Annotated in this window: 20 protein-coding genes, 1 tRNA gene and 1 pseudogene; 11 read left to right on the top strand and 11 right to left on the bottom strand. The window is 47.6% G+C overall.

Annotation, left to right across the window (positions count from 1 at the left end; translation table 11 throughout):
• Positions 1–143 precede the first annotated feature (143 nt).
• Positions 144–1,031 carry an alpha/beta fold hydrolase gene (locus PMG25_RS08235; RefSeq protein ID WP_283766419.1) on the top strand — a complete coding sequence of 296 codons (888 nt, stop codon included), beginning with the start codon at positions 144–146 and terminating at the stop codon, positions 1,029–1,031.
• A 35-nt stretch (positions 1,032–1,066) separates the two neighbouring features.
• On the opposite strand, the gene tsaD is transcribed toward PMG25_RS08235, so the two are convergent.
• A complete protein-coding gene (gene tsaD / locus PMG25_RS08230; RefSeq protein ID WP_283766418.1) occupies positions 1,067–2,125 on the bottom strand; it encodes a tRNA (adenosine(37)-N6)-threonylcarbamoyltransferase complex transferase subunit TsaD in 1,059 nt (352 codons plus the stop codon).
• Positions 2,126–2,325: 200 nt separating this feature from the next.
• On the opposite strand from tsaD, the gene PMG25_RS08225 reads away from it, so the two are divergent.
• From PMG25_RS08225 to PMG25_RS08210, 4 genes are all read left to right on the top strand, one after another.
• Complete coding sequence (locus PMG25_RS08225; RefSeq protein WP_283762718.1) at positions 2,326–2,820, top strand: Photosystem I reaction center subunit III; 495 nt, start codon at positions 2,326–2,328, stop codon at positions 2,818–2,820.
• Positions 2,821–2,859: 39 nt separating this feature from the next.
• The gene (psaJ, locus tag PMG25_RS08220) at positions 2,860–2,985 is read left to right on the top strand and encodes a photosystem I reaction center subunit IX (protein ID WP_271936499.1); all 126 of its coding nucleotides are present in this window, start codon (positions 2,860–2,862) and stop codon (positions 2,983–2,985) included.
• Positions 2,986–3,157: 172 nt separating this feature from the next.
• Entirely contained in the window at positions 3,158–4,483 is a 1,326-nt protein-coding gene (locus PMG25_RS08215; RefSeq protein WP_283766417.1) for a M16 family metallopeptidase, read from the top strand.
• Positions 4,484–4,523: 40 nt separating this feature from the next.
• Positions 4,524–5,417 (top strand): fructosamine kinase family protein, encoded by an 894-nt coding sequence (locus PMG25_RS08210; protein WP_347178775.1) that lies wholly within the window; start codon positions 4,524–4,526, stop codon positions 5,415–5,417.
• Between the two features lie 142 nt (positions 5,418–5,559).
• Here PMG25_RS08210 and PMG25_RS08205 read toward each other — a convergent pair whose 3' ends face one another.
• From PMG25_RS08205 to PMG25_RS08190, 4 genes are all read right to left on the bottom strand, one after another.
• Entirely contained in the window at positions 5,560–6,765 is a 1,206-nt protein-coding gene (locus tag PMG25_RS08205) for a hypothetical protein (RefSeq protein WP_283766415.1), read from the bottom strand.
• 207 nt (positions 6,766–6,972) lie between these two features.
• Positions 6,973–7,329 (bottom strand): hypothetical protein, encoded by a 357-nt coding sequence (locus PMG25_RS08200; RefSeq protein WP_283766414.1) that lies wholly within the window; start codon positions 7,327–7,329, stop codon positions 6,973–6,975.
• Positions 7,330–7,452: 123 nt separating this feature from the next.
• Complete coding sequence (locus tag PMG25_RS08195) at positions 7,453–11,496, bottom strand: S8 family serine peptidase (protein WP_283766413.1); 4,044 nt, start codon at positions 11,494–11,496, stop codon at positions 7,453–7,455.
• Positions 11,497–11,790: 294 nt separating this feature from the next.
• Positions 11,791–12,351, bottom strand: a complete 561-nt coding sequence (locus PMG25_RS08190) for a hypothetical protein (RefSeq protein WP_283766412.1) — start codon at positions 12,349–12,351, stop codon at positions 11,791–11,793.
• A gap of 125 nt (positions 12,352–12,476) precedes the next feature.
• Between PMG25_RS08190 and ruvB the strand changes: the two genes are divergently transcribed.
• A complete protein-coding gene (ruvB, locus tag PMG25_RS08185; RefSeq protein WP_283766411.1) occupies positions 12,477–13,589 on the top strand; it encodes a Holliday junction branch migration DNA helicase RuvB in 1,113 nt (370 codons plus the stop codon).
• 115 nt (positions 13,590–13,704) lie between these two features.
• Positions 13,705–14,616, top strand: coding sequence for an AAA family ATPase (locus tag PMG25_RS08180; protein ID WP_283766410.1), 912 nt, complete (start codon positions 13,705–13,707; stop codon positions 14,614–14,616).
• A 111-nt stretch (positions 14,617–14,727) separates the two neighbouring features.
• Here the strand turns inward: PMG25_RS08180 and PMG25_RS08170 are convergent.
• Positions 14,728–15,919, bottom strand: a pseudogene (locus PMG25_RS08170) (RNA-guided endonuclease InsQ/TnpB family protein).
• Positions 15,920–16,089: 170 nt separating this feature from the next.
• Here PMG25_RS08170 and PMG25_RS08165 point away from each other — a divergent pair.
• Together PMG25_RS08165 and PMG25_RS08160 are read left to right on the top strand one after the other, a co-directional pair.
• Positions 16,090–16,962 (top strand): S-layer homology domain-containing protein, encoded by an 873-nt coding sequence (locus PMG25_RS08165; RefSeq protein WP_283766408.1) that lies wholly within the window; start codon positions 16,090–16,092, stop codon positions 16,960–16,962.
• 382 nt (positions 16,963–17,344) lie between these two features.
• Positions 17,345–18,193, top strand: a complete 849-nt coding sequence (locus PMG25_RS08160) for a hypothetical protein (RefSeq protein ID WP_283766407.1) — start codon at positions 17,345–17,347, stop codon at positions 18,191–18,193.
• Here the strand turns inward: PMG25_RS08160 and purB are convergent.
• On the bottom strand, positions 18,175–19,470 hold the full coding sequence (purB, locus tag PMG25_RS08155) for an adenylosuccinate lyase (protein WP_283766406.1): 1,296 nt from the start codon (positions 19,468–19,470) through the stop codon (positions 18,175–18,177). The genes PMG25_RS08160 and purB overlap by 19 nt on opposite strands.
• Before the next feature lie 158 nt (positions 19,471–19,628).
• On the opposite strand from purB, the gene PMG25_RS08150 reads away from it, so the two are divergent.
• Complete coding sequence (locus PMG25_RS08150) at positions 19,629–22,337, top strand: adenylate/guanylate cyclase domain-containing protein (protein ID WP_283766405.1); 2,709 nt, start codon at positions 19,629–19,631, stop codon at positions 22,335–22,337.
• A gap of 206 nt (positions 22,338–22,543) precedes the next feature.
• Here PMG25_RS08150 and PMG25_RS08145 read toward each other — a convergent pair whose 3' ends face one another.
• The gene (locus tag PMG25_RS08145; protein WP_283766404.1) at positions 22,544–22,885 is read right to left on the bottom strand and encodes a hypothetical protein; all 342 of its coding nucleotides are present in this window, start codon (positions 22,883–22,885) and stop codon (positions 22,544–22,546) included.
• Positions 22,886–23,036: 151 nt separating this feature from the next.
• On the opposite strand from PMG25_RS08145, the gene PMG25_RS08140 reads away from it, so the two are divergent.
• Positions 23,037–23,124, top strand: a tRNA-Ser gene (locus PMG25_RS08140).
• 201 nt (positions 23,125–23,325) lie between these two features.
• Here the strand turns inward: PMG25_RS08140 and PMG25_RS08135 are convergent.
• From PMG25_RS08135 to PMG25_RS08125, 3 genes are all read right to left on the bottom strand, one after another.
• Entirely contained in the window at positions 23,326–24,468 is a 1,143-nt protein-coding gene (locus tag PMG25_RS08135) for a citrate synthase (protein ID WP_283766403.1), read from the bottom strand.
• 201 nt (positions 24,469–24,669) lie between these two features.
• Positions 24,670–25,182, bottom strand: a complete 513-nt coding sequence (locus tag PMG25_RS08130) for a hypothetical protein (protein WP_283766402.1) — start codon at positions 25,180–25,182, stop codon at positions 24,670–24,672.
• Between the two features lie 4 nt (positions 25,183–25,186).
• Positions 25,187–25,960, bottom strand: coding sequence for a hypothetical protein (locus tag PMG25_RS08125; RefSeq protein WP_283766401.1), 774 nt, complete (start codon positions 25,958–25,960; stop codon positions 25,187–25,189).
• Between the last annotated feature and the right edge of the window lie 186 nt (positions 25,961–26,146).

Here is a 26,146-nt window from a genome sequence, read left to right as displayed (position 1 = left end):
ATTCCCTATTCCCCATTCCCTATTCCCTATTCCCCATTCCCTATTCCCTATTCCCCATTCCCTATTCCCTATTCCCCATTCCCTATTCCCTATTCCCTATTGCCTATTGCCTCCTAGGACACCGTTCGGGATAGGATAGGAGTATGGCAAAAATCGATATCCTGGGCGTTTCCCATACTTACGAATTAACTGAACCGAAAACGGCTAATCCAACCTTGGTGTTTGTTCATGGCTGGTTGTTGAGCCGGGCCTATTGGCGGCCTTTGGTTGAGCAACTGCGATCGCACTATCAATGTTTAGCCTATGATTTGCGTGGCTTTGGTGAATCGGAGGCCATACAAGGTTTACAGACCCATGGGGGCGAGCCGATTTTGGGCTATACTCCCAGCGATTATGCTAAGGATTTGGGGGTTCTCCTCGATCAATTACAAATTGAGAAGGCTTGGTTGGTGGGCCATTCTTTGGGGGGCAGTGTGTCCCTATGGGCGGCTTCTCAATTGGGCGATCGCATTGGCGGGGTGTTTTGCCTCAATTCTGGGGGCGGCATTTACTTAAAAGAGGAATTCGAGCGCTTCCGCTCTGCTGGCGCTCAATTGGTGAAACGGCGGCCTCGGTGGTTGGTGGATGTGCCTTTGCTCGATTGGCTCTTTACCCGCTCTCAGGTGGCTCAACCCCTATCAAGAACTTGGGGACGACAACGGTTAATTGATTTTGTCACAGCCGAGTATGAGGCGGCCCTAGGAGCTTTATTGGATTCGACGACGGAGGAGGAGGTTCACCGCTTGCCCCAATTGGTGGCCCATCTACAGCAGCCGGTTTATTTTATTGCCGGTGCTGAGGATAAGGTGATGGAACCTCGCTATGTGAGACATTTGGCCAGTTTTCATGAGTTGTTTCGCTCCGGATACGACAATGTGGTGGAACTTCCCGGTTGTGGCCATTTTTCGATGTTAGAAGCAACCGATCAAGTCGCGCAAGAAATCGATCGCCTGATTCATGCTGAGGAAATGGGCGATCGTCTGGCAAGTTGAGGGGTGGGGAGATGGGGGAATGGGGGAATGGGGGATTACCAATTACCGTGCGTAGTGCTATAGAGCGTCTGAAGCTTGGATAAATCCATGCGCGACTGAACGCCTAGAGTTAAGGCAGATCGATCGCCTTTTTCCCAATGAGCGGCTGCTGCACAGGCAATCATCGCTGCATTATCCGTACAGTATTTCATCGGTGGAAACAGTACCTCTAGATCATGCTCCTCTCCAGCCCGTTTCAGATGTTCGCGTAATCCCTGATTCGCCGCCACTCCGCCACCAATGGCAATGGTTGATAAATTCTGGTCAAGAGCGGCTCGGATAGCCCGTTTAGTTAAGGCTTTAGCCACCGTTGCTTGAAAGCTGGCGGCTAGGTCAGCAATGGGTAAATTGGGGTCAGACTCCTTCAATTGATTCACCAGCCGCATCACCGCCGTTTTTAAGCCGCTAAAGCTACAGTCATAGGGATGATATCCCCCTTGGGGTAAGGAAATTCTGCCTTCAGGTAAGGGAAAGGCTTGAGGATTACCGGTTTGGGCCAAGCGATCGATAATCGGGCCTCCCGGATAACCTAATCCCAGCAAACGAGCCACTTTATCAAAGGCTTCTCCAGCCGCATCATCGCGAGTTCTGCCCAACGTCGTATAGTTGCCGCATTCGTGAACCTGGATCAGGCTGGTGTGACCTCCAGAGACCAGCAGACACAAGAAGGGCGGTTTTAAGTCCGGGTTGGTGAGATAGGAAGCGTAGATATGGCCTTCTAGGTGGTGAACGCCAATAAAGGGTTTATCGTGCAATAGGGCCAAGGTTTTAGCCGCCGTAATGCCGACTAATAAGGCTCCCACCAAACCGGGGGCACAGGTGGCGGCGATCGCATCAATTTCTGACCAAGAGAGGTTTGCTTCTTCTAGGGCAGTGGCGATCGCCCCATTCACCGTTTCTAAATGACGACGAGAGGCCACCTCTGGCACCACCCCCCCATACTGGCCATGCTCCGCCATCTGGGAAGCCACAAAATTACTCAGAACGTTACAATTTTTTACAATTGCCACAGAAGTTTCGTCACAACTTGTTTCAATTGCTAGAATCGTTGCCATTGCCTGCTACCTTGTTCTAAAGGAAAACCCTTTTCTGAACGGCACACCGATGTGGACAGTTCAGAAAAGCCCATTTTAGAGACTTTTTTGTAGCTCTAATCTTTACGGAGTCTCTTTAGTCCAGTATGATTGGCTTTCATAGAGCCTCTGGTTTCTTTGTAACATACTATTTGCACTTCGTAACAAAAGGAAACATTTCCATGCGACGATTGCTTGTTCTGGTTTTGATGTGTTGTTTGTGGCTGGGCTTTGTTCCCCCCGCTTCTGCGGATTTAGCAAACTTGGTTCCCTGTAGTGAATCTCCCGCTTTTCTGCAACGGGCTAAAACAGCTCGCGCCACCACCGATGATCCCCAATCTGGGGCCAAACGATTTGAACGGTATTCTGAAGCCCTCTGTGGTGAAGATGGCCTCCCCCACCTGGTGGTTGATGGTCGTCTGAGCCATGCTGGAGACTTCATTATTCCCAGCTTACTCTTTCTTTATATTACCGGTTGGATTGGTTGGGTAGGTCGTGCTTACCTGATCGCCATTCGTGGTGAGAAAAAACCCGAAGAAAAAGAAGTGGTTATCGATGTACCCCTAGCGATTAAAATGATGCTCTCTGGCTTTGCTTGGCCCCTGGTCGCAGCGAAAGACATGATGAGCGGAGAAATGTTCGCGAAGGATGACGAAATTACGGTTTCACCCCGTTAATTTTCTGTTCAAGTCTGTGTTTTGTTTTGGAGTCTTCACATGGAAGGTTTACTTAAGTATCTGTCCACAGCTCCAGTTTTGATTATGTTATTACTAACAGTCACGGCTGGAATTCTAATCGAGTTTAACCGTTTTTATCCTGACTTACTATTCCATCCAATGTAAGTTTTCAGGAATACTCACCTAGCAATTTGCTGTGTTGGGAAGAAAAGATTAAATTAAGCGGCAGCGCCTTTGGAGTCATACCAAAGGCGTTTTTTGATCGCAGACAGCCCAAGTTTTGGCAGAAGTGTTTACCATAGAAGAAGAACCTTGTACCTTGTGATACTTTTCTTCAATGACTTCAACCTTGCTTAGGTCAGCACCTCCAGAACGGTCTATTGCTCCAACCGTGCGCCACCTCCACAATGGGCTAACCATTGTCGCCGAGCAAATGCCCGTAGATGCCGTCAATTTAAGCCTGTGGCTCCCCGTCGGTTCGGCGGTAGAATCCGATCCCATCAATGGCATGGCTCACTTCCTAGAGCATATGATCTTCAAAGGAACGCCTAACCTACCTGCTGGTGAATTTGAGCGCCAGATCGAAGAACGAGGAGCAGTAACCAACGCCCTAACCAGCCAAGATTACACCCAATTCTATATCACCACAGCGCCTCAAGACTTTATGGAGTTAGCCCCCCTGCAATTTGAGGTGGTCTTAAATGCCAGTATTCCTGATGAAGCCTTTGAGCGGGAACGCTCGGTGGTGCTTGAAGAAATTTGTCGCTCCCAAGATAATCCCCGTCGCCGAGTTTATCAAAGGGCGATGGAATTAGCATTTGAAACCCTGCCCTATCGTCGCCCGGTTTTGGGCCCCAAAGAGGTGATTGAAACCCTGAAACCGGAGCAAATGCGGGAGTTTCATCAGCATTATTATCACCCCCAAAATCTGACGGCTTCGGTGGTGGGGAATCTTCCGGTAGATGAGTTGATCCAAATTGTGGCTGATAGTTGCACCCTGACTGTCAATGGGGAACGGTTGAAAAAGACTCAATCGGTTATCCCTCCATTAGGGCAGTTGTCAGACACTGCCCCTTTTAATGATTTAAGTGAAACACCGTTTTCCTCGATTGAACGCCGGGAGTTTGTCGATCCGAGTTTGCAACAAGCACGGTTGGTGATGGTGTGGCGGGTTCCGGGTGCTTTGGCTCAGGAAAAAACCTATGCGTTTGATATTCTCAGTTCTATCTTGTCTCAAGGGCGGACTTCTCGGTTGGTGCGTCAGTTGCGGGAAGAACAGAATTTAGTGTCGAGTGTGGTGGCGGCGAATTTAACCTATCATAGCCAAGGGTTGTTTTATGTGGCGGCTCAGTTGCCGACGGAGCATTTAAAAGAGGTGGAAGAGGCGATCGCCGAACAAGTGGCTGCCCTGAGCTATAATCTGCAAGATTCAGAATTGCAACGCATTCGCACCCAAGTGGCTAACCGGTTTATCTTCAGCACAGAAACACCGAGCGATCGCGCTAACCTGTATGGATATCATCAAGCCATGCTCCAAGATGTTAACCTGGCCCTGAATTATCCCACCTGCATCCGTTCCCTAGAAGTGGAAGATCTGCAAGCAGCCGCCCGGTCGTATCTTTCTCCAGAAGCCTATGGTATCGTCACTATAAAACCCGAATAATGGGTCTGTGAGAATCAATTGTGCAGCATTCAACCGAGCCATGTGGAATTTAATTGCCGATCGCATCAGCGAAGTCACCAACCAACCGTTTGAAATCCAATCCCATCGCTCCGTGGCTGGGGGGTGTATCAATCAAGGATATCAAGTTCAGGGAAGTGGCGATCGTACTTCGACTACGCTCAGTGACCGCACCTATTTTGTCAAACTCAATCGCGCTGTGGACATCGAAATGTTTGAAGCAGAAGCCTTGGGTTTACAGCAAATGTACGATACCCAAACCATCCGCGTCCCGGCTCCTATTTGTACGGGAGTCGCCGGCAACTCGGCCTACATTGTCTTGGAATGGTTAGAATTTGGGGGCGGAAAATCCCAATCTTGGGCAGAAATGGGGCGACAACTGGCGCGTCTGCACAGCGCCAAACCACCCCGCCCAGAATTTGGCTGGGATGGCAATAATACCATTGGCTCCACCCCCCAAATCAATACCTGGACAGCCGACTGGGTAGACTTTTATCGGGAGCATCGATTAGGCTATCAATTCCGCCTGGCGAAACGGCGAGGGGGAAATTTCCCGCAGGAGAAGGAACTGTTAGAGGCACTTCCCGAACTCTTGCGGGATCATCACCCCCAACCCTCCCTAGTCCATGGGGATTTATGGTCGGGAAATGCTGCCTGCTTGGTGTCTGGAGAACCAGTAATTTTCGATCCAGCGACCTATGTGGGCGATCGCGAAGTCGATTTAGCCATGACCGAATTATTTGGCGGTTTTCCCGCCTCTTTTTATCAAGGCTACCATCAAATTTTGCCCCCCAATCCCGGCTATAGCATCCGCAAAACCCTCTACAATCTCTATCATATTCTCAATCACTTTAACCTGTTTGGCGGCGGCTATGGGTCTCAAGCCAACAGCATGATTCGGCAACTCTTGCGATGATACTTTGAATTATGAATACAGCAGTTTTCGATCTTTCGACAGACATTTAGATCCCCCCAACCCCCGGCTTAGATCTCGTAGGAATTGGGGTACTTTTTCTTACTACTTTACTTATAAAGAAACCGAAGTGCTGTAAATTCAACTAAGCGCCTTTCCGTTTGCGCGAAGCCATTTTACCCAAGCCAACAAGGCCAAGGACAACCAAACCACCTACAGCAGCAGGTTCAGGCACAGGCCCAGAAGCAAATCCTGAATAGCGAACATAACGCTGTGAATAGTTGTAGAAGCCAAAACGACCCGGTTCAAACTCTCCACTGATGTCAAAAATGGTTTCTCCATCAATATCGATTTTGATGCGGTCAGTTTCATAAAGCAAAGTAAAATCATAGTCAGTACGAGCTTTCCAACCTTTGCCTAGGCCATAATTAGTAGCAAGAAGATCAAACTCAGCACTTTCTTGGTGATGCCAGAAACCAGAAGCATAATCGAGGAATGTTCCCTTGACTTCAGTCAAAGCAAAACCTTCATGTCCATGCTCTCTAATCGAACCTAATTTAGTCCAATCAAACAGCAGAAATTTAAAGTCATTAACTGGATCGTCCTTCGCGGCAATGGGTGACTGGTAACCAAAAACGAATCCAATGAAATCGTTATCAATGGTATCTTCAACCCTAAATTTACCCGTGACAGTTGTATTGATAAACTCCTCTGGACTAACAAAGAAGGTTGGGTTTCCATTAATCGTCTGCAAAACGGAGCTTCCATCAGCAGAGACTACCCAAGTGCCAGATCCTGGTAAACCTTCTTGTTTCCAAGTTGTCAAGTCAATGGGTTTTAGCTTTCGAGGATTAGACTTGGTAGGCTTATAAGCCTGAAGCGTAGACAAAAAATTATCTCCCGTGATGGTATCTTCAGGTGCAGTTTTGAGAAAAGTAATTAGCTTTTTGCCATTTGCCTTTTCAGCAATTAGCTGGGCAGAAACTTTGCGTTTTTCTTCTGAAATAGGAGGTGATAAAAAGCTGAGTATATGTTGTTCCTCCCAATCAAGAGGTTCGTTAGGATTGACAGAAATCGGACGGTTGAGCTGTTCGTAGATGTCTTCAGTAGTGATGGACACCATACCGCTAACAGTAATATGCCAAAGTGCTTGTGGTAAATCAGAAGTTTTTCCAGTTTGAGCAAAGCGTTCAAGTTCGGCAATTGGAACTACAGCCTCTTGTTCTGGAGTACCAGGAAGATTGACTTTCAACTTGATGGAATTAGCTGCCCAAACTGGAGCAGCAATATTGAGGAGGGAGAAGATTCCGACAACAGAGAAAGCTTTGAAGCAATTGTGTAACATAGACATGAGTGTTATTCCTCTCAAGGGTAGATGTGGACGATGAAAAAGTGAACACAGAATTGAGTAGAAGCCATAGAAGCCTCTATAGGGTTCTCAGTTTTTTCAGGTCATTTTTATGCCAAACTCCTTGTTTTGTAATAAAAGTTCATACTCGACTGAATTGCTGTAGGGGCGAGGGGCCCCTCGCCCCTACAGGTGATGGCTGAATAGCAACTACGGAGAACCGCCAGCCGCTTGCTGTTGTCTCAACACTTGCAACTCCTGCCCCGCCGTCGCAATACGCTGTTGCAACAGAGCAATTTGCGCTTGGTTATTCCCCATTTGAGGTTGTCCCTGCTGCCGAACCGCATCCCGCATTTGGGCTGCCGTATTCGCCGCTTGTTGCATCGCATTACGATTGGCTTCCGCTTGGACATCGTGAATCCATCCGTAAACCGGGACTTGTCGCCAACCTTGTCGCCAGCGTTTCCCAGATTTGTACCAATAGGGTTGCCATTGATAGCCCACTAATCCCCAAGTACGGATGCGGCCATTCCAGTAATGGGCTTGACTCTGGTACTGGTGTCGCAAGCCTTCATAATGATTAACCAGCGTATTGATCTGATGCGTTTGTGCTGTTAAGCTCTGGATCGTCCATTGAAGTTGCCGAATTTCCGATTCTTTCGCAGCAATTCGATGGGCCAGCGTCGTCAGTCACGGGAACCGAGACTCGTATTCAGTAGGAATACCACCCGGATTCAGCATGAAACTAATCATCAAACTGCGCTGACTATTGTTCAAGTTCTGACTACCCAACGTATTTAGAACGTTCGTGATTTGCTGACCTTCGGCACTACCATCAAACAGAGGACGACCATAGGGACTGCTCACCCCATTGAGCATAAACGGTTGCAGGACACTCCTCTGAGCAGCAGTCAAGCTGTTCCAAGCATTTTTAGTAGAAGCTGGAACATTGGGATTAGCTGGGTTTGAGCCATTAAAGAACGTTGTCCAAGAAGCCGGTACACCATTCAATACATGACCACCCAGCTCGGTTCGTTGAGTAGGAGTCAAACCACTAATAGTTTGCAGTAAAGGAAGGATACCATCTGGGTCGCTGCCGTTAAACAAGGGATGAAACTTGGGATCGATGCCATTTTTTAGGGCTGGGCCGATATTGTTTTGTTCGGCAGGAGTCAGCAGTTTCCAAGCATTCTCCAGATCCAAAATTTGCTGGGGAATTTGTTGCACAACCACCTGTTGTTGCTGCTGTTGTTGTTGCTGTTTTTTCTTATTCTTGAACCACAACACTGCACCACCAATGGCCGCCCCAACCAGAGCAATACCGCCCAAGACGACTCCAACCTTGCCTAAAATGGGCAAGCAGACAAACTTCTTCGCCAGTCCAGAAACAAATGAGCCAATCGATTTCAGAATAGGAACAGCTTTTTTAACAAAGCTCACCACCTTCTTGACAACGTTGACAACTTTCTTGACAACAGTGACGACCTTTTTAACAACCCTGACAACTTTGGAAAAGACCCTCTTCACGCCGCGCCAAAGTTTTTTGAAGAAGGCGGGACGTTCTGCGGGAGTTGCCGCACCATTGAGCAGTCCTAAACCAGACAAAACTGGATCTTTCTCCAGGGTGTAAGCTTCTCCTTGGGTAAGCGATGCCGCTTGCACTGCTAGTCCCAAATTCAGTAAACCTGCTCCCGTTTCCATATCCCAACCGGGAGTATGCAAATCTACCGCCGTGTCCTTGAGAATGGCCTTAACTTGGGCAAAGTTCAAATCCGGATTCGCCGCCCACACTTGCGAGGCTGCACCCGTCACTTTAGCCGCAGCAATGGACGTTCCGGTAAGAGCAGGTTGTCCCCACTCACTATCGTCGCTATCTTCCAGGGAAGCCAAGACATTCGCCAGCATTTTTTGAGTCGCTGCCAATGCTTTAGCTTCTTCTTCTGAAGACAAGAGGCGATTTTCTGAAGTGTCAGCATTATCGAGAATGGGGTCAAGGGTGGCAATGTCTCCTGTGCCCAGATTCTCGGTATTGAAGTTATCGTTGAGCAATGGCGGAATACTCGTTTCAGTGCTGGTGATGCTACTACCCGGCTCATTGGCTGGAATAGGAGCGGCTGGAGTAGGAGTGCTGGCATTTTCCCCAGTATTATTGTCTGGAATGGGTGCAGTGGGCGCAACACCACCAGGAGAATTAGTAGCAGCGTTCTCTGTACCCGAATCTTCTGACTGCTCCATCAGAAGCTCAACTAACTCAATCTCCTCTGCGCTTAAGCCAGCAAAGGCATCCACTTGAGGATCTTGTGCCAGAGTGGTGGGGTCATCAAGTCTACTACCGTAAGCAAGCAGGTCTAAACCGTTACCGTAGCTAGAATTCTCCGCCCGTTCTGCGGCTTCATCGGCTGCACCAACGGTAATCACGTTGTCGAAATCCTCAGAAGCTTGTCCCAAGGCAGACATCACCGCTTCCCCTTGGTTCCCGGCTGCGGCAACAATCAAGACGTTGTTATCGCGAGCATATTTGAGGGCTGCAATTTCCGGCTCGGTAAATTCCGTGCGGGTGGTAATGGAGCCATCGGGGTTTTCTTGGGTTAAATCAAAGCTGAGGTTAACGACAGCGTTGGGTTGCTCGGATTCTTTGGCGGCATCGACAAATTCTACGAGAGAATCGGCCCATTTGCCAGAACCAACAGCACGTCCCAACCACAGGGGAGCATCATCGTTAACGCCGTCAATACCAACGTTGTTGTTTTGAGTGGCCGCAATGACTTCTAAGACTTTTGTCCCGTGGTCATCTCCTTCCCCTTCGGCTAATAAGGGATTATCGTCGCCATCGATATAATCTTTACCCAGGGTAATCCGACTGTCGTCAATGTCGGGGTTGGTTTCGGCAAATCCGGTATCGATGACTCCGACGAGGGGTTGATCTTCTGGGTCGAATTCAAATTTACCGGCGAGAGCGTTAACATCGGCAAACTCGTCTTCGGTTAACTCGGCAAAGGCTGCTTCGAGTTCGGCGTTGAGTTCGGCAATGAGGGCATCTTGCTCTTGTTCCGTGGGTGCGTCAGGGGGTGGGTCTTCATTGACGATATCCGGATTTTCGGTAATTTCCTCTAACTGTTCTTTCAGCTCGCTGAGAACGTCTTCGAGTTCGGGAACAAGCTCGGTGTCGAGGTCATCGGTGATGGTGGCGGCGACATCTTCGGGTTCTAGAGTGTCGAAAACATAGTCGAGAATTTCTTGACCGAGTTCGGTTTCGCGCCAGTCGTTGTCTGCATCGATGACATCATCAAGATCGACGGCATCGCCAGTTGCACCCTTGATGCGGAAGATGATGTCATTGTAGTCATAGTCGCTGCTGCCATCGACGCGGATATCTTCCATGACGAAGGTATTGCCATCTCCGGTCACATCGGCGATTTGTCCGACATGGAAGCCACCATCGGGATTAGCGGTGGAGAGGGAGAATAGGGGACGACCGGAACCGCCGATGCTGGGATTGTCAAAGACTTGTTGTACGGTTTTGTTGGGAACGAGCATGATGCCGAAGGTATCCCCAGGGCGCATCTGCACGGTTTTCACGCCGGAAAATTCGCCTTTATTCCAGTTCTTTTCGCCTAGAATGCCCTCGAATTTCGCGCCTTCTGTTTTGTCAGAAATGACGATTTCACCCAATTTAGGGGCATTTTCGGCGGGTAAATCGGTGTCGGTGGGGGCGGGTTCACCTAAATCTGGGTCGGACAAATCGGTTGATAAATCCACCCCTACATCGGGTTGGGGTTCGATACCCAAGGCGCGAGCGGCGGCTTCTTGGATAAAGGCTTCTGAACCGGGTTCTAGGTCGTCCATGCCGTCTAAGCTAAAGAGGGCGACTTCTCCCTGATATTTGCCGCCGTCAAAGAGGTACTCGATTTCGATTTCTCCGGTTTCGCCAACGGTGAAGATGCCGGTTGGGGCTGGAGACTGTTCTTCGGGTTCTACGGGAGTCAGTTGCGCCTCTTCATTGTCTTCTGAGTCTTCAACTGGCTCGTCGGTAGTCTCTTCAGGTTCGGAGTCCGTGGGGGCTGATTCATCTGGGTTGTCGGCGATCGCCGCATCAGTGCCTAAATCAGCATTGTCTTCATCCGCTTCAGCACCTTCATCAGCTTCAGATTCAGGAGGAACGGCCTCATCTGCCCGATCTGCAACGGTGAGATCCTCTTCACCCGTAGTGTCATCGGGTTCAATCTCCGGATCGGCGTTATCGACGGTGAGTTCAGGCTCAACAACATCTTCATTGGCTGAGTCAGCATTGGGCGCGTCGCTTAAGGCTTGCGCGACAACACTCTCTGGGGAACCGTCAATTTCTGATTCTGTTTCAACAGCTTCAACACCGTTAACTTCTTCAGCGTCTGCTGTCGGGGAGTCGGTAATAAACTCAATCTCCTCAATGTCCGCGTCTGGAATCAGGTTATCCGCTTCGGGTGTTTCTACTGCCTCTACCTCGTCTGTAGTGGCGATGTCTGGTTGTGTGTCTTCCGTCTCTGGTGCATCTGCGACTTCTGGCGCGTCTACCTCCGGAACCTCGATATCCTCTAGGGGAAGGGCATCAGGGGTTTCATCGAATCCATCCACGATACCACTGGGGGTAAGGATGGGTTCGAGAATAAAGGTTTCGGACTTCGTCCGACATGAATGAGAGTTCTGGGGTTTGGTGGTTTTGGGCGATGGTTTGTCAAACCAGTTGATTAAAGACATGAGTTAATCCTCGGCATATGCACAATGGATAATTGAGCAGAAGCAACGAAGGCTTCTATAAGGTAGTCAGGTTTTGGGGGGGTGTTTTTATGCAAAATCCGGAATTTTGTAATAAAACTTCATAATTGCCTCAAGGGGCGTTGAAATGAATAAAACCCCCAATTCCTTTGGAATCAAGGGTTGTAGCCTGTATGGGACTGAGTTCTAAATTATGAAGAAATGTTAAAACTATTGTGGAGGTCAGTGAGTGTTGCCCTAATACAGCATTAGGCTTATTAACGGAGTTTGGGGGGTCTATAACCTAGCATTCTTTTCTAGATTTGGTATAATTTGTTCTAGAGCAGCTTGAATGGCTTGTTTTTGCTCTGCATCATACCCCCAGCGCTCTAGGAAACCTTGGTATGCTCCGGTTCCCGTTTGGGCGCTCTCGTAAAGCTGTTGTGCCTTATCTTTGACTTCGGGTAATTGCAGTTGGGTCATGAGGTGGGAACTGCGGTCTCTGACTTGTTGAGAACTAGCGGCCAGGTCTGGGTTTTGATTGCGAGTGTGGGTGATGGCCATGGCGGTAGACATGGCGACATTTTTGACAAGAAGTTCGCTAACCATTTCGGGAGAAGACTGCAAACCCCGAATAACTGCTGGAGTGGGGCGATCGCTCAAAGCCCGTTCATCGGTCAAATACGTGACAAAAAATCCCCTGGCTCCGTTTTGGGTTTTGACTAACGCGCTGACAGTGGTTTCAATCACTGCTTCGCTGACTTCTCCCTGTTCCAGAAGGTCAAGAAAGGTTTGGGTGAGGGCGATCGCCTGTTCAAAGCCGACGTTTTCTGGCACAGTTAAGGAGGGATAAGACATCATCTCAAGCTTAATTAACATCAATAGCAGCGATCGCCATGGCTCAAGAGGCGATCGCTATCAACATTCTACTGTGCTGTTTCTTATCTGAAATCTAATTTTTAATTTTTAATTGCTCCCAAATTATGGCTATTGAGTCTTCCTACCCCTCCTTTCCCGATCCCAAAAAACGGCAGATGCGTACCAGTCGCAAAACCTATGAAGCGCAGAAAAAACGAGAACCCGATCGGGAAGATTCCCTCTTACAAGCGGAAGCGAGTTTTGAGGAAACAGACAAACAGGAAGAAAAATTACGCCCCCATCGATTAGCCGATTATGTGGGCCAAAAAGACCTCAAAAGTGTGCTAGAAATTGCCATTGAAGCGGCAAAAGCTCGAAAGGAACCCTTGGATCATTTATTGCTCTACGGGCCGCCGGGTTTGGGCAAAACTACCATGTCTTTAATTTTAGCCTCCGAGATGGGCGTGACCTGCAAAATCAGTGCTGCACCAGCTTTAGAACGTCCCCGCGATATTGTCGGTTTATTAGTCAGTTTGCAACCGGGAGATATCCTATTTTTGGATGAAATTCACCGCCTTTCTAGGGTGGCGGAAGAGTTACTTTATCCAGCCATGGAGGATTTCCGCTTAGATATTACCGTGGGTAAAGGGAAGACGGCCAAAACCCGCAGCATTCCCCTGAAACCCTTTACCCTGGTGGGGGCAACCACGCGAGTCGGGGCCTTAACCTCTCCTTTGCGCGATCGCTTCGGGTTGCTGCAAAGATTACGCTTTTATGAGTTAGACGAGTTAAGTTTAATTGTCGAACGAGCCGCAAAAGTCTTAAGTACAGAGATCACAGCCGAAGGAGCCACCGAAATTGCCCGGCGATCGCGCGGAACCCCTCGCATTGCCAACCGCCTTTTGCGCCGAGTTCGCGACTACGCCCAAGTGAAAAAACTGGGAACCATCTCTTCAGAAATTGCCGCCGAAGCCTTAGAACTCTACAATGTCGATCCCTGCGGTTTAGATTGGACAGATCGCCTGATTTTAAGCGCCATGATCGAGAATTTTAGCGGCGGCCCGGTCGGGTTGGAAACCCTCGCTGCTGCTACCGGGGAAGACTCCCAAACCATTGAAGAAGTCTATGAACCCTATCTATTGCAAATTGGCTTTTTACAGCGCACCTCTCGCGGTAGAATTGCCCTACCTGCCGCTTGGACTCATTTGGGATACACCCATCCCGACGAGCCGTATTAAGGGCAAACCTTCCTGCCAAAGCACAATTGACCAGCAGAGATGGAGATAGCGAACAACAGACTCAATCTAGGGAGTGAGCTATTCTAAAAGAATCAACTTGGGGAGTAATGAGTGGATGAGAGAGCGTATCCAGCAACTAATCGATAACCTGAATCAGGCGATCGTCGGTAAAGCCGATCCAATTCGTCTGGTGCTTGTGGCCCTTTTATCTGGGGGCCATGCCCTTCTAGAAGATGTTCCTGGAGTGGGGAAAACCTTGCTGGCTAAATCCTTAGCCCGTTCCATTGATGGCAAGTTTCAACGGATTCAATGTACCCCCGATCTACTCCCTAGCGATATTACCGGAACCAATATCTGGAACCCCAACACTGGAGAGTTTAAGTTTATGTCCGGCCCCATTTTTGCCAATGTGCTGCTCACCGACGAAATTAACCGCGCCACTCCTCGCACCCAGTCTGCACTGCTGGAAGTCATGGAAGAACAGCAGGTGACCGTGGATGGGGTTTCCCATACCCTAGAGTCTCCCTTTTTTGTGATTGCCACCCAAAACCCGGTGGAATATCAAGGAACCTTTCCCTTACCGGAAGCACAAATGGATCGGTTTGCTTTGTCCTTTTCCTTGGGTTATCCCACGGAGTCAGAAGAGTTAAAGATGTTGCAACAACATGCAGGGGAAAAGAATGCCGATCGCCTAAAACCCTGTATTTCTCTAGCAGAAGTGCAGACCCTGCAAAAAGAATGCTTGCAAGTGAAAGTAGAAGTGCCCCTACAGCAATATATTGTCGATTTGGTGCGGGCAACCCGTGAAGATGAAGAGATTACCTTGGGGGTCAGTCCCAGGGGGGCGATCGCCCTGCAACGAGCCAGCCAAGCTCTAGCCTTTCTAGAAAATCGCGATTATGTCACCCCCGATGATGTCAAATTTTTAGCGCCCCATGTGCTATGCCATCGCATGATTCCCGCCGGAGGACGACAAGGGAGGGTAATTATCGAGCGGTTGTTGCGGTCTGTGCCCACAGGGACTTAAATCGTTCATGATTTGATGAGGATTGGGGCGGTGTATAGCTCGATCGCCCTGGGCCAAACTCAGGTTAAGTTGACATCCACCCCTGCCTAAAGGCGAGGGGATTCCTAAACCTCACGATTTAGGTTTCTGGTTCCTAGCAGTTGCCTTCACAGATTTACTCTGTTCCGGTCTTACACTCGCTCCGCAGACTGAAACGGCAAGCCCTGCCGCCAAAATGTTTTTACTGGCGTTAATATCTCGGTCGTGGTGTTTTCCGCACTTAGGACAATCCCATTTCCGAATATTTAACGGCATTTTTTCTTCAATATGTCCACAATTACTGCATCGCTTTGAGCTAGGGAACCATCGATCAATTTCCATATAGTTTCTACCGTACCATTGGCACTTATATTCCAACTGACGGGTCAACTCTCCCCAACTTGCATCAGATATTGCTTGAGACAGTTTTCGGTTTTTGACCATATTTTTCACAGCTAAGTCTTCAACACCAATCGTTTGATTTTTCCGCAAAGCGGACATGAACACGAATTAGTTGAGTAGTTATTTTGTGTAAATGGTCTTTTCGTGTGTCGGTAATTTTTAGGTGAGCTTTAGCTAATTTGACCCTGGCTTTATACCGATTATTAGATCCTTTCTGTTTACGGGATAGAATTTTTTGAAGTCTTCTGAGTTTACGGTAGTGTTTTTTTAAGTGCTTAGGGTTAGGAAATTTTTCCCCATCACTGGTAATTACCAAACTACTCAGACCCAAATCGATTCCTACCGCTTTATTATTGGCAGGTAAAGGTTTGATAGTTGGATCATCAAATCTAATGGAAATATGCCAACGCCCTGACGGGTGTAGTTTAACCGTCACAGAACTGGGTAAACATCCTTCAGGAATTTGCCTAGACCATCGAATAGGTAAAGGTTCTTCACATTTGGCTAAATAGATTTCACCACTCTTGAACTTAAAAGCAGATTTAGTGAATTCGGCGCTACCGCCCTGATGTTTTTTCTTAAAGTTAGGATATTTCGTCCGTTTAGCAAAAAAGTTGGCAAAAGCAGTTTGTAAATGCCTTAACCCTTGCTGTAATGGAACGCTACTGACTTCATTAAGAAAGCTTAAGTCGTATTCCTTCTTCCAGAGAGTTAACATAGAAGAAGTTTGACTGTAACCCACTTTTTCTTGCCGTTCATACCAAGCTTGAGTTCTTTCATGGAGAGCTTTGTTGTAAACCAATCTTACACATCCTAAAGTTCGTCACAATAGCGACTCTTGTTCAGGCGTTGGGTAAAATCGGTAATTCTGTGCTTTTTCCATGAAGTAAAGCTTAGTTTAAATTTTCTTACATTATACCACAGATTTTCCGCAAAGCGGACATGAATGTAAAACAGGAAAGACTGGTATATTAGAAAGCAAGAAAAGCCGTCCTTCAGGACGGAGTTTTCAACCCATTTCTCTGATAAGTTTGGCTCAACAGTATTCAAATTATGACTGAACAGCAAACGGTTCCTTACGGCTATTATGCTGCCAAGGAAGCCTATAGCACCTCAGACTGGCGACTGGGCAATGTCCTGGAAGATGTTCCTGCTGCTCCTTCGACTTTTTGGGATCGGCAAATTCAATATAATCAGCTCGATTTGCATCCGATGTCCTGTACGCTGTTTGCGGCTGCTGGGGCAATTTCCGATTTAACCGGGTATCGATTTAGTCTGGCAGAGTTTGGGCAACTGCTTCAAGAGGCCCGGCGTTACGGGTTTTCCGATAGTCAAGGCTGGTATATTAATCAGGCGGTGGACTTGTTGCGCCGATGGTGGAATAACCGTCGAGAGGCGATCGCCTCCTATCGGGTGGATATGATCAGTTCCCAACTCAGCTCAGTCCTGGGTAAAGGCTATAGCATAGTCACCGGTTATCGAGGCAGCGCCCAATATAATGCGGATTTTAATGCCGATGGGTTTTTGGATCAAACCTCATTTGGCGATCGCACCTATGGCCATGCAGTACGGATGACCCAAGACCGGCAAAATCCCAGTTATGCCAGGGTGATGATCGATAATTATTATGGAGTCCAACGGTTTAATAACTATCGCGTCAGAGTCGGCGATATTAGTCGTCTGGTAGAAAATGGCGTGTTTTATTATTCTGGCTATATGTTTGCAACGGAGAAAAAGCGCATGTTTAGAGATGTATATCCTGATGGTCGCAGTCGGTGGTATTATGATGCCCTGGAATGGGCCGTCAAAGAAAATCTGATTAGTGGCTACCAAGATGGAACCTTTCGACCGAATCAACTGGTGACTCGTGCGGAAATGGTAGTCATGCTCAAGCGACTCTATGACAAAATTTCTAGAGAGCAATAGGCAATAGGGGGGGAGACAAGAGACAAGAGGCAAGGGGCAAAACTGGGTTGATAAATTAACTTGATGCTGGTTGTTTCTATACCCAGAAGGAAAATTCTTAAAATAAGCTAAAGCTAGGGTTTGGAGATCAAACCCTTTTTTAATGACCCAAGAAATAGTATGATTGCCAACTGTTATCCAGAAAAGTCTACGGATAAAGATTATAAAAAAACCGGGGATCATTACCAGGATAGGGTTTGCAGTTCTGGAGAGGATCGGTTATGGTGTCAAGAATAGAAGCCAATTTAGCTAAACCTTGTGAGACGAAACCGGTAATAGAATAAGTCCCCCATGAATCAGAGGATATTTTAATATGTATAATTCTTTAAATTGCCCCAAAATTATGGGTCTAGTTTTGGCCGGTTTGTTTGCCGCCCTCGGCCTAGAAGCTTCAGAATATTGGCGATCGCCTAACTCGGAGAAAAAGCAGACAACCGTCGATGGAAGTCAAGAGGCAGTTCGAGCTTCCAGCCACACCCTTTCCACCCAAACAGCAGCACCTGAAGAGCCTGAAGAAACAGCCAGTTTGGTGGAAGTCAAGAACACTCCCCAAACGGGATCGCTGCTTCCTCCCCATTTGCACGAAAACTGGACTCCAGTCGCCCTCAATCCCTCGCAAGCCTCTCAAGTTCGAGACTTAGAATACTGTGTAATTAGCATGGCCCAACTGTCTACGGACAAGTCTCCGTTGTATGTGCGATCGCATCCACAAAAAGAGGGAGAGATCGTCGGAGAATTAGAAACAGGCAGATGGATTAGCATTATGAACGCCACTGACCAATGGTTTGAAATTATTGACCCCACCAAAGGCTGGGTACAACGGTCAGATGTTGCTAGTAGTTGCAATGAAAAAGTAGAACGGCTCAATTTAGGCCCGCAGCAATCTTCAGTACGCATTCAAGAAGAAATGGTTGGCGTGGGAGTCCACCGCTATGTCGTCCATATCCCACCCGGAAAAACTTTAAATCTAAAAAATGTAGAAGGGACGATCCCCAGAGTGATTGATTCTGATGGGGAGCTATTGAGCCAAGTCTGGGAGACTTCTGAGGAGGGTATCCCGCAATGGAGCGGGGAACCGCTTGCCTCTGGAGACTACACCATAGAAGTCGTTTCCCATGATGCTCGGTTGCAGTATGCCTTGTCTGTGGAAATAACTCCCCTTCAGGAATATGCTCAGATACTCAACCGTTGATACACCCGATCCAGGTGTCTCAGATGTTGATGGGGATCGAAGCAGGCGTTCAGCTCTTCAGAAGATAACGCTTGAGTCACCTGGGGATGCTCACTAATCAAAGCACGAAAATCCCCATCGGGATTGTTCCAAGCTTGGTGAGCGCTCTCTTGGACAATTTTATAGGCTTCTTCGCGCTGTAGTCCTTTTTCCACCAGGGCTAGGAGAACCCGTTGGGAGAAAATGACCCCGCCATAAACGTTCATGTTGCGCTTCATGTTGTCGGGGTAGACCAACAAATTTTTCACCAGGTTGATGATCTCGCGCAGCATGAAGTGCATGAGAATACAAGTATCCGGCAAAACAACCCGCTCGACGGAACTGTGGGAAATATCGCGCTCGTGCCACAGAGCCACATTTTCTAAACCGGCGATCGCATGACCTCGAATAATTCTGGCTAAACCGGTGAGTCGTTCGGAGCGAATGGGGTTACGTTTATGGGGCATAGCAGAAGAACCTTTTTGCCCCTTAGCAAAATATTCTTCCACTTCCAGAACATCCGTGCGCTGGAGATTGCGAATTTCCACCGCAAACCGTTCAATAGAGGCTGCAAGGAGGGCAAAGGTTTGCAGATATTCGGCGTGGCGATCGCGGGAAATGACTTGAGTTGAGGCACAATCGGGTTGTAAACCCAACTTTTGACAGGCTAACTCTTCTACCTTGGGGTCAATATTGGCATAAGTTCCCACTGCACCAGAAATTTTACCAACCGCAATTTGGGACTGGAGACGACAAAGGCGATCGCGATGACGCAACACTTCCGCTAACCATCCCGCTAACTTAAAGCCAAACGTCATGGGTTCGGCATGAATTCCATGGGATCTGCCCACCATCACCGTATCCCGATGTTGAGCTGCTTGATAGCGGATCGCTTGCACCAGCTCCTCCACCTGATGTTGGATTAAATCCAGACTCGCCACCATTTGCAGAGCCAAAGCCGTATCCAACACATCCGAACTGGTTAATCCCAAATGGATATAGCGCCCCACATCCCCAACATACTCATTGACATTAGTCAAAAAGGCAATCACATCATGACGAACTTCGGCTTCAATTTCTAGAACTCTCTTGAGATCGAACTTAGCTTTCGCTTTAATCTCCTCTACAGCCTCAGCCGGAATATAACCCAATTCCGCTTGGGCTTCGCAGACCGCAATTTCAACTTGTAACCAAGTCTTTAGCCTAAAGTCATCTGTCCAAATTTCGCCCATTTCGGGCAGAGTATAACGCTCAATCACAGCTTGTGTCGCAGAAGTACCAACGACTTATTTTACCCTTGAAGGGCCCTTTCTGGCGATCGGGTGGAATCGAGTGTGCTAACTTTGAGTACAAGATTGCTCCATCTGTCAACCTTGTGGTCTTCTTCCCCTTTCTCCCCTTCTCCCCAATCCCCTGAATGGTTTGGCAAGCAACGTCCCAATACCTGAAACGTCTTCCTTTACGGCTGGTTTTAGTCGTGCCTTTTGTCCTGCAAATCTGCGCCACGGTGGGATTAGTCGGTTATTTGTCCTACCGCACTGGACAGGAGGCTGTGCAGGATTTAGCGGATCAATTAATGACGGAAATTGGCGATCGCGTAGAAGGGGACTTGCGCCATCGTCTTAAGGAACCTCATCAAATTAATCAAACCAATGCCCAACACATTCGCCTCCACCTTCGAGATCCCGATTTTTACTCACGCCTAGAGCAGAAATTTTTGTATCAAAGTCAACTTTATCAGTCCGTCACCTTTATCTATTTTGGCACGCCTGAAGGCGGCATTATCCTATCGGGACAAGGAGATGATGGACAGTCCATTATCCGGGTCACTGAAAACTTCGTCAGTGGCCCCTATTATAAATATTCTGTCGATAGCGAAGGCGATCGCCAAGACCTGTTAGAGACCACCACCTATGATGCCAGAACTCGCGGTTGGTTTCAGAAAGCAAAAGCCAACCAAAAAGCTGTTTGGAGTGATATTTATCCCTTTGTCTCCACCCAAAGTTTAGGATTAACCGCCAGTCTACCCATTTACGATCGACAAGGTGACTTTCAAGGCGTTTTAGGGGTTGATGTCTCCTTATCTAATATTAGTCAATTTCTGCAACAATTAAACATTGGTCAATCGGGACAGATTTTTATTATGGAGCGCGACGGAGCATTAGTCGCCTCATCCAATCAGGATCAGCAACTTTTTATTCAAGAGTCTAAAGAACAAATTTTTGTTGACAAAAGTCAAGATCAAATCGTTAAAGATACAGCCGTATTTCTCAAAAATAAATTTGGAAACTTTGAAGATATCAAGAATACTGACAAAATAGAATTTGATTTACAAGGAGAGACGAATTTCCTGCAAGTCTTTTCCTTGCAAGACGACCATGGTTTAGATTGGTTAATTGTGATTGTTGTGCCAGAATCTGATTTTATGGATCGCATTCATGCCAACACCAAGAATACGATTATTTTATGTGCGATCGCTTTAATTGTTGCTGTCATTATTGGGATTTTGACCGCTCGCTGGGTGACCTATCCTATCTTAACCTTAAATCGCTCCGCTCAAGACCTAGCTGCTGGCAGTTGGAACTCTCCCGAATTACCCGATCGCTCTGATGAATTAGGACAACTTGCTGTCTCTTTTCATAGTATGGCAGAGCAGCTTATTAAAACTTTTTCGATTCTCGATCAAAGCAATAAAGATTTAGAGCAGCGTGTAGCCGAAAGAACTGCCTCCCTAGCGGCGGCGGAAGCTGAATTGCGAGGCTTATTTGAAGCCATGACTGAACTGATTTTAGTCTTTAATCGCCAGGGAGAGTATGAAAAAATCATTTCCGGCAGTGAAGAGCTTTTAGTTCATAATAAGGAGAATTTGCTCAACCATAACATCCGGGAATTTATGGAACCAGAATTAGCAGATTGGCATTTAGAGACCATTGCCTATGTTCTGGAAGTGGGTCAGACCGAGAGGGTCGAATATCAGATGGATATTCAAGGCAAAAAACACTGGTTTGCAGCGAATGTTTCTCCGATTTCCGATCGTTCTGTGATCTGGGTTGTCCGAGATATCACGCCTCAGAAAGAAGCTCGAATTGCCTTAGAAAATGCCCTCGCGTTGCAGAAAGCGGTATTAGAATCCATTGCTGATGGTATTATTGCCGTCGATCAGTCTGAGCGAATTATTGCCTACAATAATCAGTTTATCAAAATGTGGAAAGTTCCCCCAGAAATTTTGGCTTCTCAAGATGTTGAGCAGCAGCGTCATTTTTTGGCCCAGCAAGTGGAAGATCCGATCGCTTTTTTGAAACGTCAACAAGAAATGGTGAACAGTCTAGACGCGGAAGGGGTTGGGATTATTCCATTTAAGGATGGCCGAGTCTTTGAACAATTTAGTCGTCCCCAAAAAGTTGGCGATCAAATTATGGGACGGGTGTGGGGATTCCGGGATATTACGGAGCGCAAGCAAGCAGAAGAGGCACTCAGACAGGAAAAAGAGCGATCGGAAAAACTACTCTTGAATATTTTACCAGAGGCGATCGCCGATCAGCTCAAACATAGTCAAAGCTCCCTAGCCGAAGATTTTGAATCCGTCACCATTCTATTTGCCGATATTGTCGGATTTACCCCCCTAGCTGCTCAAGTTCAACCCATTCAACTGGTGGACATGCTCAACCAAGTCTTTTCCACCTTTGACCAACTGACGGAAACCTATGGACTCGAAAAAATTAAAACCATTGGGGATGCCTATATGGTAGCCGGAGGATTGCCCGATCCCATGCCCAATCATCTAGATATTATGGCCCGGATGGCCCTGTCCATGCAAGCGTATATGGGTCAATTCAAAACCCCCATGGGGGACAATTTCCAGATCCGGATTGGGATACATATGGGTTCGGTGATTGCAGGGGTGATTGGGAAAAAGAAATTTATCTATGATTTATGGGGAGACACGGTGAATGTGGCTTCCCGTATGGAATCCTCTGGAGAACCGGGTAAAATTCAAGTGACGGAAACGGTTTATGAAGCCTTAAAAGAGCAATATATTTTAGAAAAACGGGGTAAAATTTTCGTTAAAGGGAAAGGCGAAATGGATACTTACTGGTTAGTTTCCCATAAATCGACGTTTCCATAGTCAGTCGCTACGGCTAAGAGGAGCGTCTCATTCCCTTAGTGAAATAGGCTAAACCAAAAGTAGTGAGTCCAGCCATCCCCACAACGTTGAAGGGTCGATTTAATAAGAGTAGGATCAGGGTCAACAATAGAATGCTACTGAATACATATCGACTTTTGAGGGACATGGTTAAACTCACCTGGATTGATTCACCTTAATTGAATGGACTAACCGAGCAAGGAATTAAATTCGGCTTTTAAGGCTTTGACATCTGCGAGTCTCGCCACCAGTAGGTTATCATTTCCCGCCCGATCGAGGCGCTCTTTCCAATGTTGAATCCCTTCGGCGTTGTTCATCCAGTAGTGGATGACGGTATCGACGACTTGATCTAATTCCCAACCCCTAGAAGGCGGAACGGGTTCAACAGATTGCAGAAATGCGTCTAGGGTACATTCATAGGTTGCTACATACTCAGCTCCTTGACGAGGATCTTCTGTGGCTTTCTCTTGTTGATGATTGAAAAAATGTAGGATGGGTGAAACCCCCAAAATGTCAAAGGTGTAATTCATTGACCTTCCTCCTGAATCTTAGGGTACGATCGCTCTTTGAGAGCCAATAGACTTGACTATAATTGGCGATCGCCGGGTTTTAAGTAACTGATTGTACGAATTTTGGATCGATCTTGCCACTTTATGTTAAGATCCATAAAACCTAACCCCTGGAGAGGTGGCAGAGCGGTTGAATGCGGCACACTCGAAATGTGTTAACAGTTAATAGCTGTTCGGGGGTTCGAATCCCCCCCTCTCCGTTCATAGCAGATCCGAAAAAACAACCCCAATTCAGGAGCTAGGGAGCCAGACGCTCCTACTCCGAAATCTCCAATGCTTTTCGGCTGTGGCCGACCGGGTTGCACTCAGCCACAGCCGCAACCTAAAAAAGGGGCTGGGGGCCCCTTTTCTGTGCATACCGAGTAAACAGAGAACAGTCAATAACTCGATCGCTCTCTGGGTTACCGTTCAGCTATGGGAAGATACTTGGACTCATGGCTACCCACATAGACTTGAGTTGGCCGGAAAATCCGGTTTTCTCCCAGTTGTTCTTTCCAGTGAGCCAACCAACCTGCTACCCGTGACATGGCAAACAGGGGTGTGAATAAATCGCTGGGGATACCCATTTTGCGATACACCAGTCCAGAATAGAAGTCTACATTAGGATAAATCCCTTTAGCTCCTAATTTCTCTTCGACCACTTTTTCGACCTCAACAGCGATATCGTAATAGCGATCGTGTCCTTTCTGCTTAAACAGCCGCTCGGCTAATTCTTGCAGAATTTTCGCTCTGGGGTCTTTGACTTTGTAAACTCGGTGGCCAAAGCCCATGATTTTTTTCTTGTTGGCAATACAGTCTTCAATGTAAGGGCGTACATTCTCTACTGTACCGATCGCCTCCAACATTTCTAGGACTTCTTCATTGGCTCCACCATGGAGGGGCCCGGCTAGGGTTCCTACCGCAGAGGCAACCACTGCATAGGGGTCTGTGAGGGTAGAAGCCGTAACCCGCGCTGAGAAGGTTGACGCATTCATGGTATGTTCCGCATGAAGGATCATACTCGCATCAAACACCCTCGCGGCGATTGGATCGGGAACCTCTTCCGTCAACATATATAAGAAGTTGGTCGCATAATCCAAATCATCACGCGGTTGAATGGGGTCATTTCCCTTACGCATTAACTTAAATGCAGCGACCATGGTTGGTAACTTCGCAATTAAGCGAATCACTGCATCTCGGATATATTGCGGGTCATCCAAAGCACGACGGGAATAAAATAACCCTAATGCTGCTGCGGATGCTTGCAGAGCATCCATGGGATGCCCGGATTCAGGAAAGCATTTCATCATATCCCGAATCCGATATTTAATGCGTCGATGATGACGAATTTCGGCTTCAAACTGTGCCAATTCCTCTTTGGTGGGGAGTTGACCCCAGATGAGGAGATAGGCCGTTTCAATAAAGTTGCTTTTATGGGCTAGTTCGGTGATGGAAATCCCTCGATATTCCAACAGTCCTTTTCCCCCATCAACATAGCTAATGCTCGATTGACTTGCGGGAATGCCTTCTAAGCCTGGCTTATACTCACAAGCGATTGTCGCCATAGTTTTCCTTACCATGCCTGTGAAGTGTACTGTCCCACATTACCAGAACCTTTTAGAAAAGGTATGCTCGTTTACACAAAATTCCGATTTTGGAAAATTTTCAGGGACTGACGGCTGATGGGGAGAACTTGAACGTCTTGCTGGGTAAGGGGAAGAGACGATCCGGGGCAAGAGGGATCTAGGTGGGCTTTTCCCGGTTCTCTAACATAAGGATTGAATAAAATCACGGGCAGTTGTCTTTTCCCACCCGGTCTGATGGTAAATTTGACGGTAACCGATCGCCTGATGGGGCGATCGCCATAACTGTTGGTGATCGACTCCTGGATCGGCATAAAATCCTCCATCTCCTAAACCCAAAACACTCGAACTCCAATGGGTAAAGTAATCATGGCTAACTCGATAAATGGGAAATGGCCCCATTAGCACCACTCCCCAAGCATCTAGAGCAATTAAGGCTTGAATTTGGCCGCCCAACTGATGCCACAGCCAACAAGCGGCGATCGCCCCTACGCTGCCAGCACTATAACTGATGACCGTAATTTTATCGGTTTGCTTTTCCGGATTGCCCCAGGTTTTGACCCACTCCCGAACATGGCTTCCTCCATCTAGAGGCAACCCAGTGCAGACGAGCTGGGGAGTGGGTAGCTCCATCGTGTCCAGGAAACAATCCGTTAAAGAGGGAGGATGAAACCCCGGACAAATGACAATTGCCATAATCTTAAGGCTCTGGGAATTGTTGGCGGCGATCGCCCCTTTTGGGAGATGCAATCTGGGGACGCGGCGATCCCGATCCCGACAACACCGGTTTAGGACTGCCAGGACCACGGGGCTTAAAGTAACTTCCTTGACGGCGACCACTAAAGCGAGGCGATCGCGGTTTGCTTCCCCTAGAAACTCGCCCTATACATAAAGCCTCCTGAATCACCAAATCTGTTCCTTCTCTCACCACATGGAACTCCCAAAAATAGTGCAAAATTCTACCGACTAGAGCGCCTTTTAGGGTGAGCTTAAACGATCGCGGCTTTTCCCCTTTCTTGCGCGGAGCTTGATTAATCTTAATCTTCACCTCTCCCGTTTCTAGGGAATGGAACACCACTTCTCCGCGAATCGAGAAATAATTATCAGCAATCAAGGGATGAAGGTTGGTCTCCGAGAGTTCAGGAGAATCCAGGGTTTCCGGTTCCCAAACTCCCATAATTTGCGTATGTAAATGATCCTCTTTCTCGCGATTGCGGGGATAGACGACCCAAAGATGTTCTACTTCCAAATCTAAATGTTTTTTCAGTAAACTCATCATGCGCCCCAGCAAAACCGCATCAATTTCTGTGCCATCTGAAGCAATTAGTGTTCCCTGGGTTAAGCGATCTCCAGGATAATATCGGCCACGAATTAAGCCAATAGCCCGGTATTGTAAGGGTTCAGAGGGAGCAGGAATCGGTTGAATGGGCTGCTCTGGGGATACGGAAGAAGATGCAGAGATATAAGAAGACATGCTTGACCAATGGGCGAGGAGTAGATAAGAGATGGGTAGTTAAACTGAAACCCTGAGCATAAAGCCAGGGTTACCAACAGGAAAAGCCTATTATAACAAGGCTTGGATTTCCCATTCTTCTATGCAAGCCCCGACCCACTAAATCCGCAGGATTTTGAACAAAACTCGATCTCCCCATCTCCCCAT

The organism is Roseofilum capinflatum BLCC-M114 (assembly GCF_030068505.1).
Taxonomy (GTDB): Bacteria; Cyanobacteriota; Cyanobacteriia; order Cyanobacteriales; family Desertifilaceae; genus Roseofilum; species Roseofilum capinflatum.
Note: the sequence above shows the minus strand (reverse complement) of the source record. Positions and strands in the feature narration are given on the sequence as shown.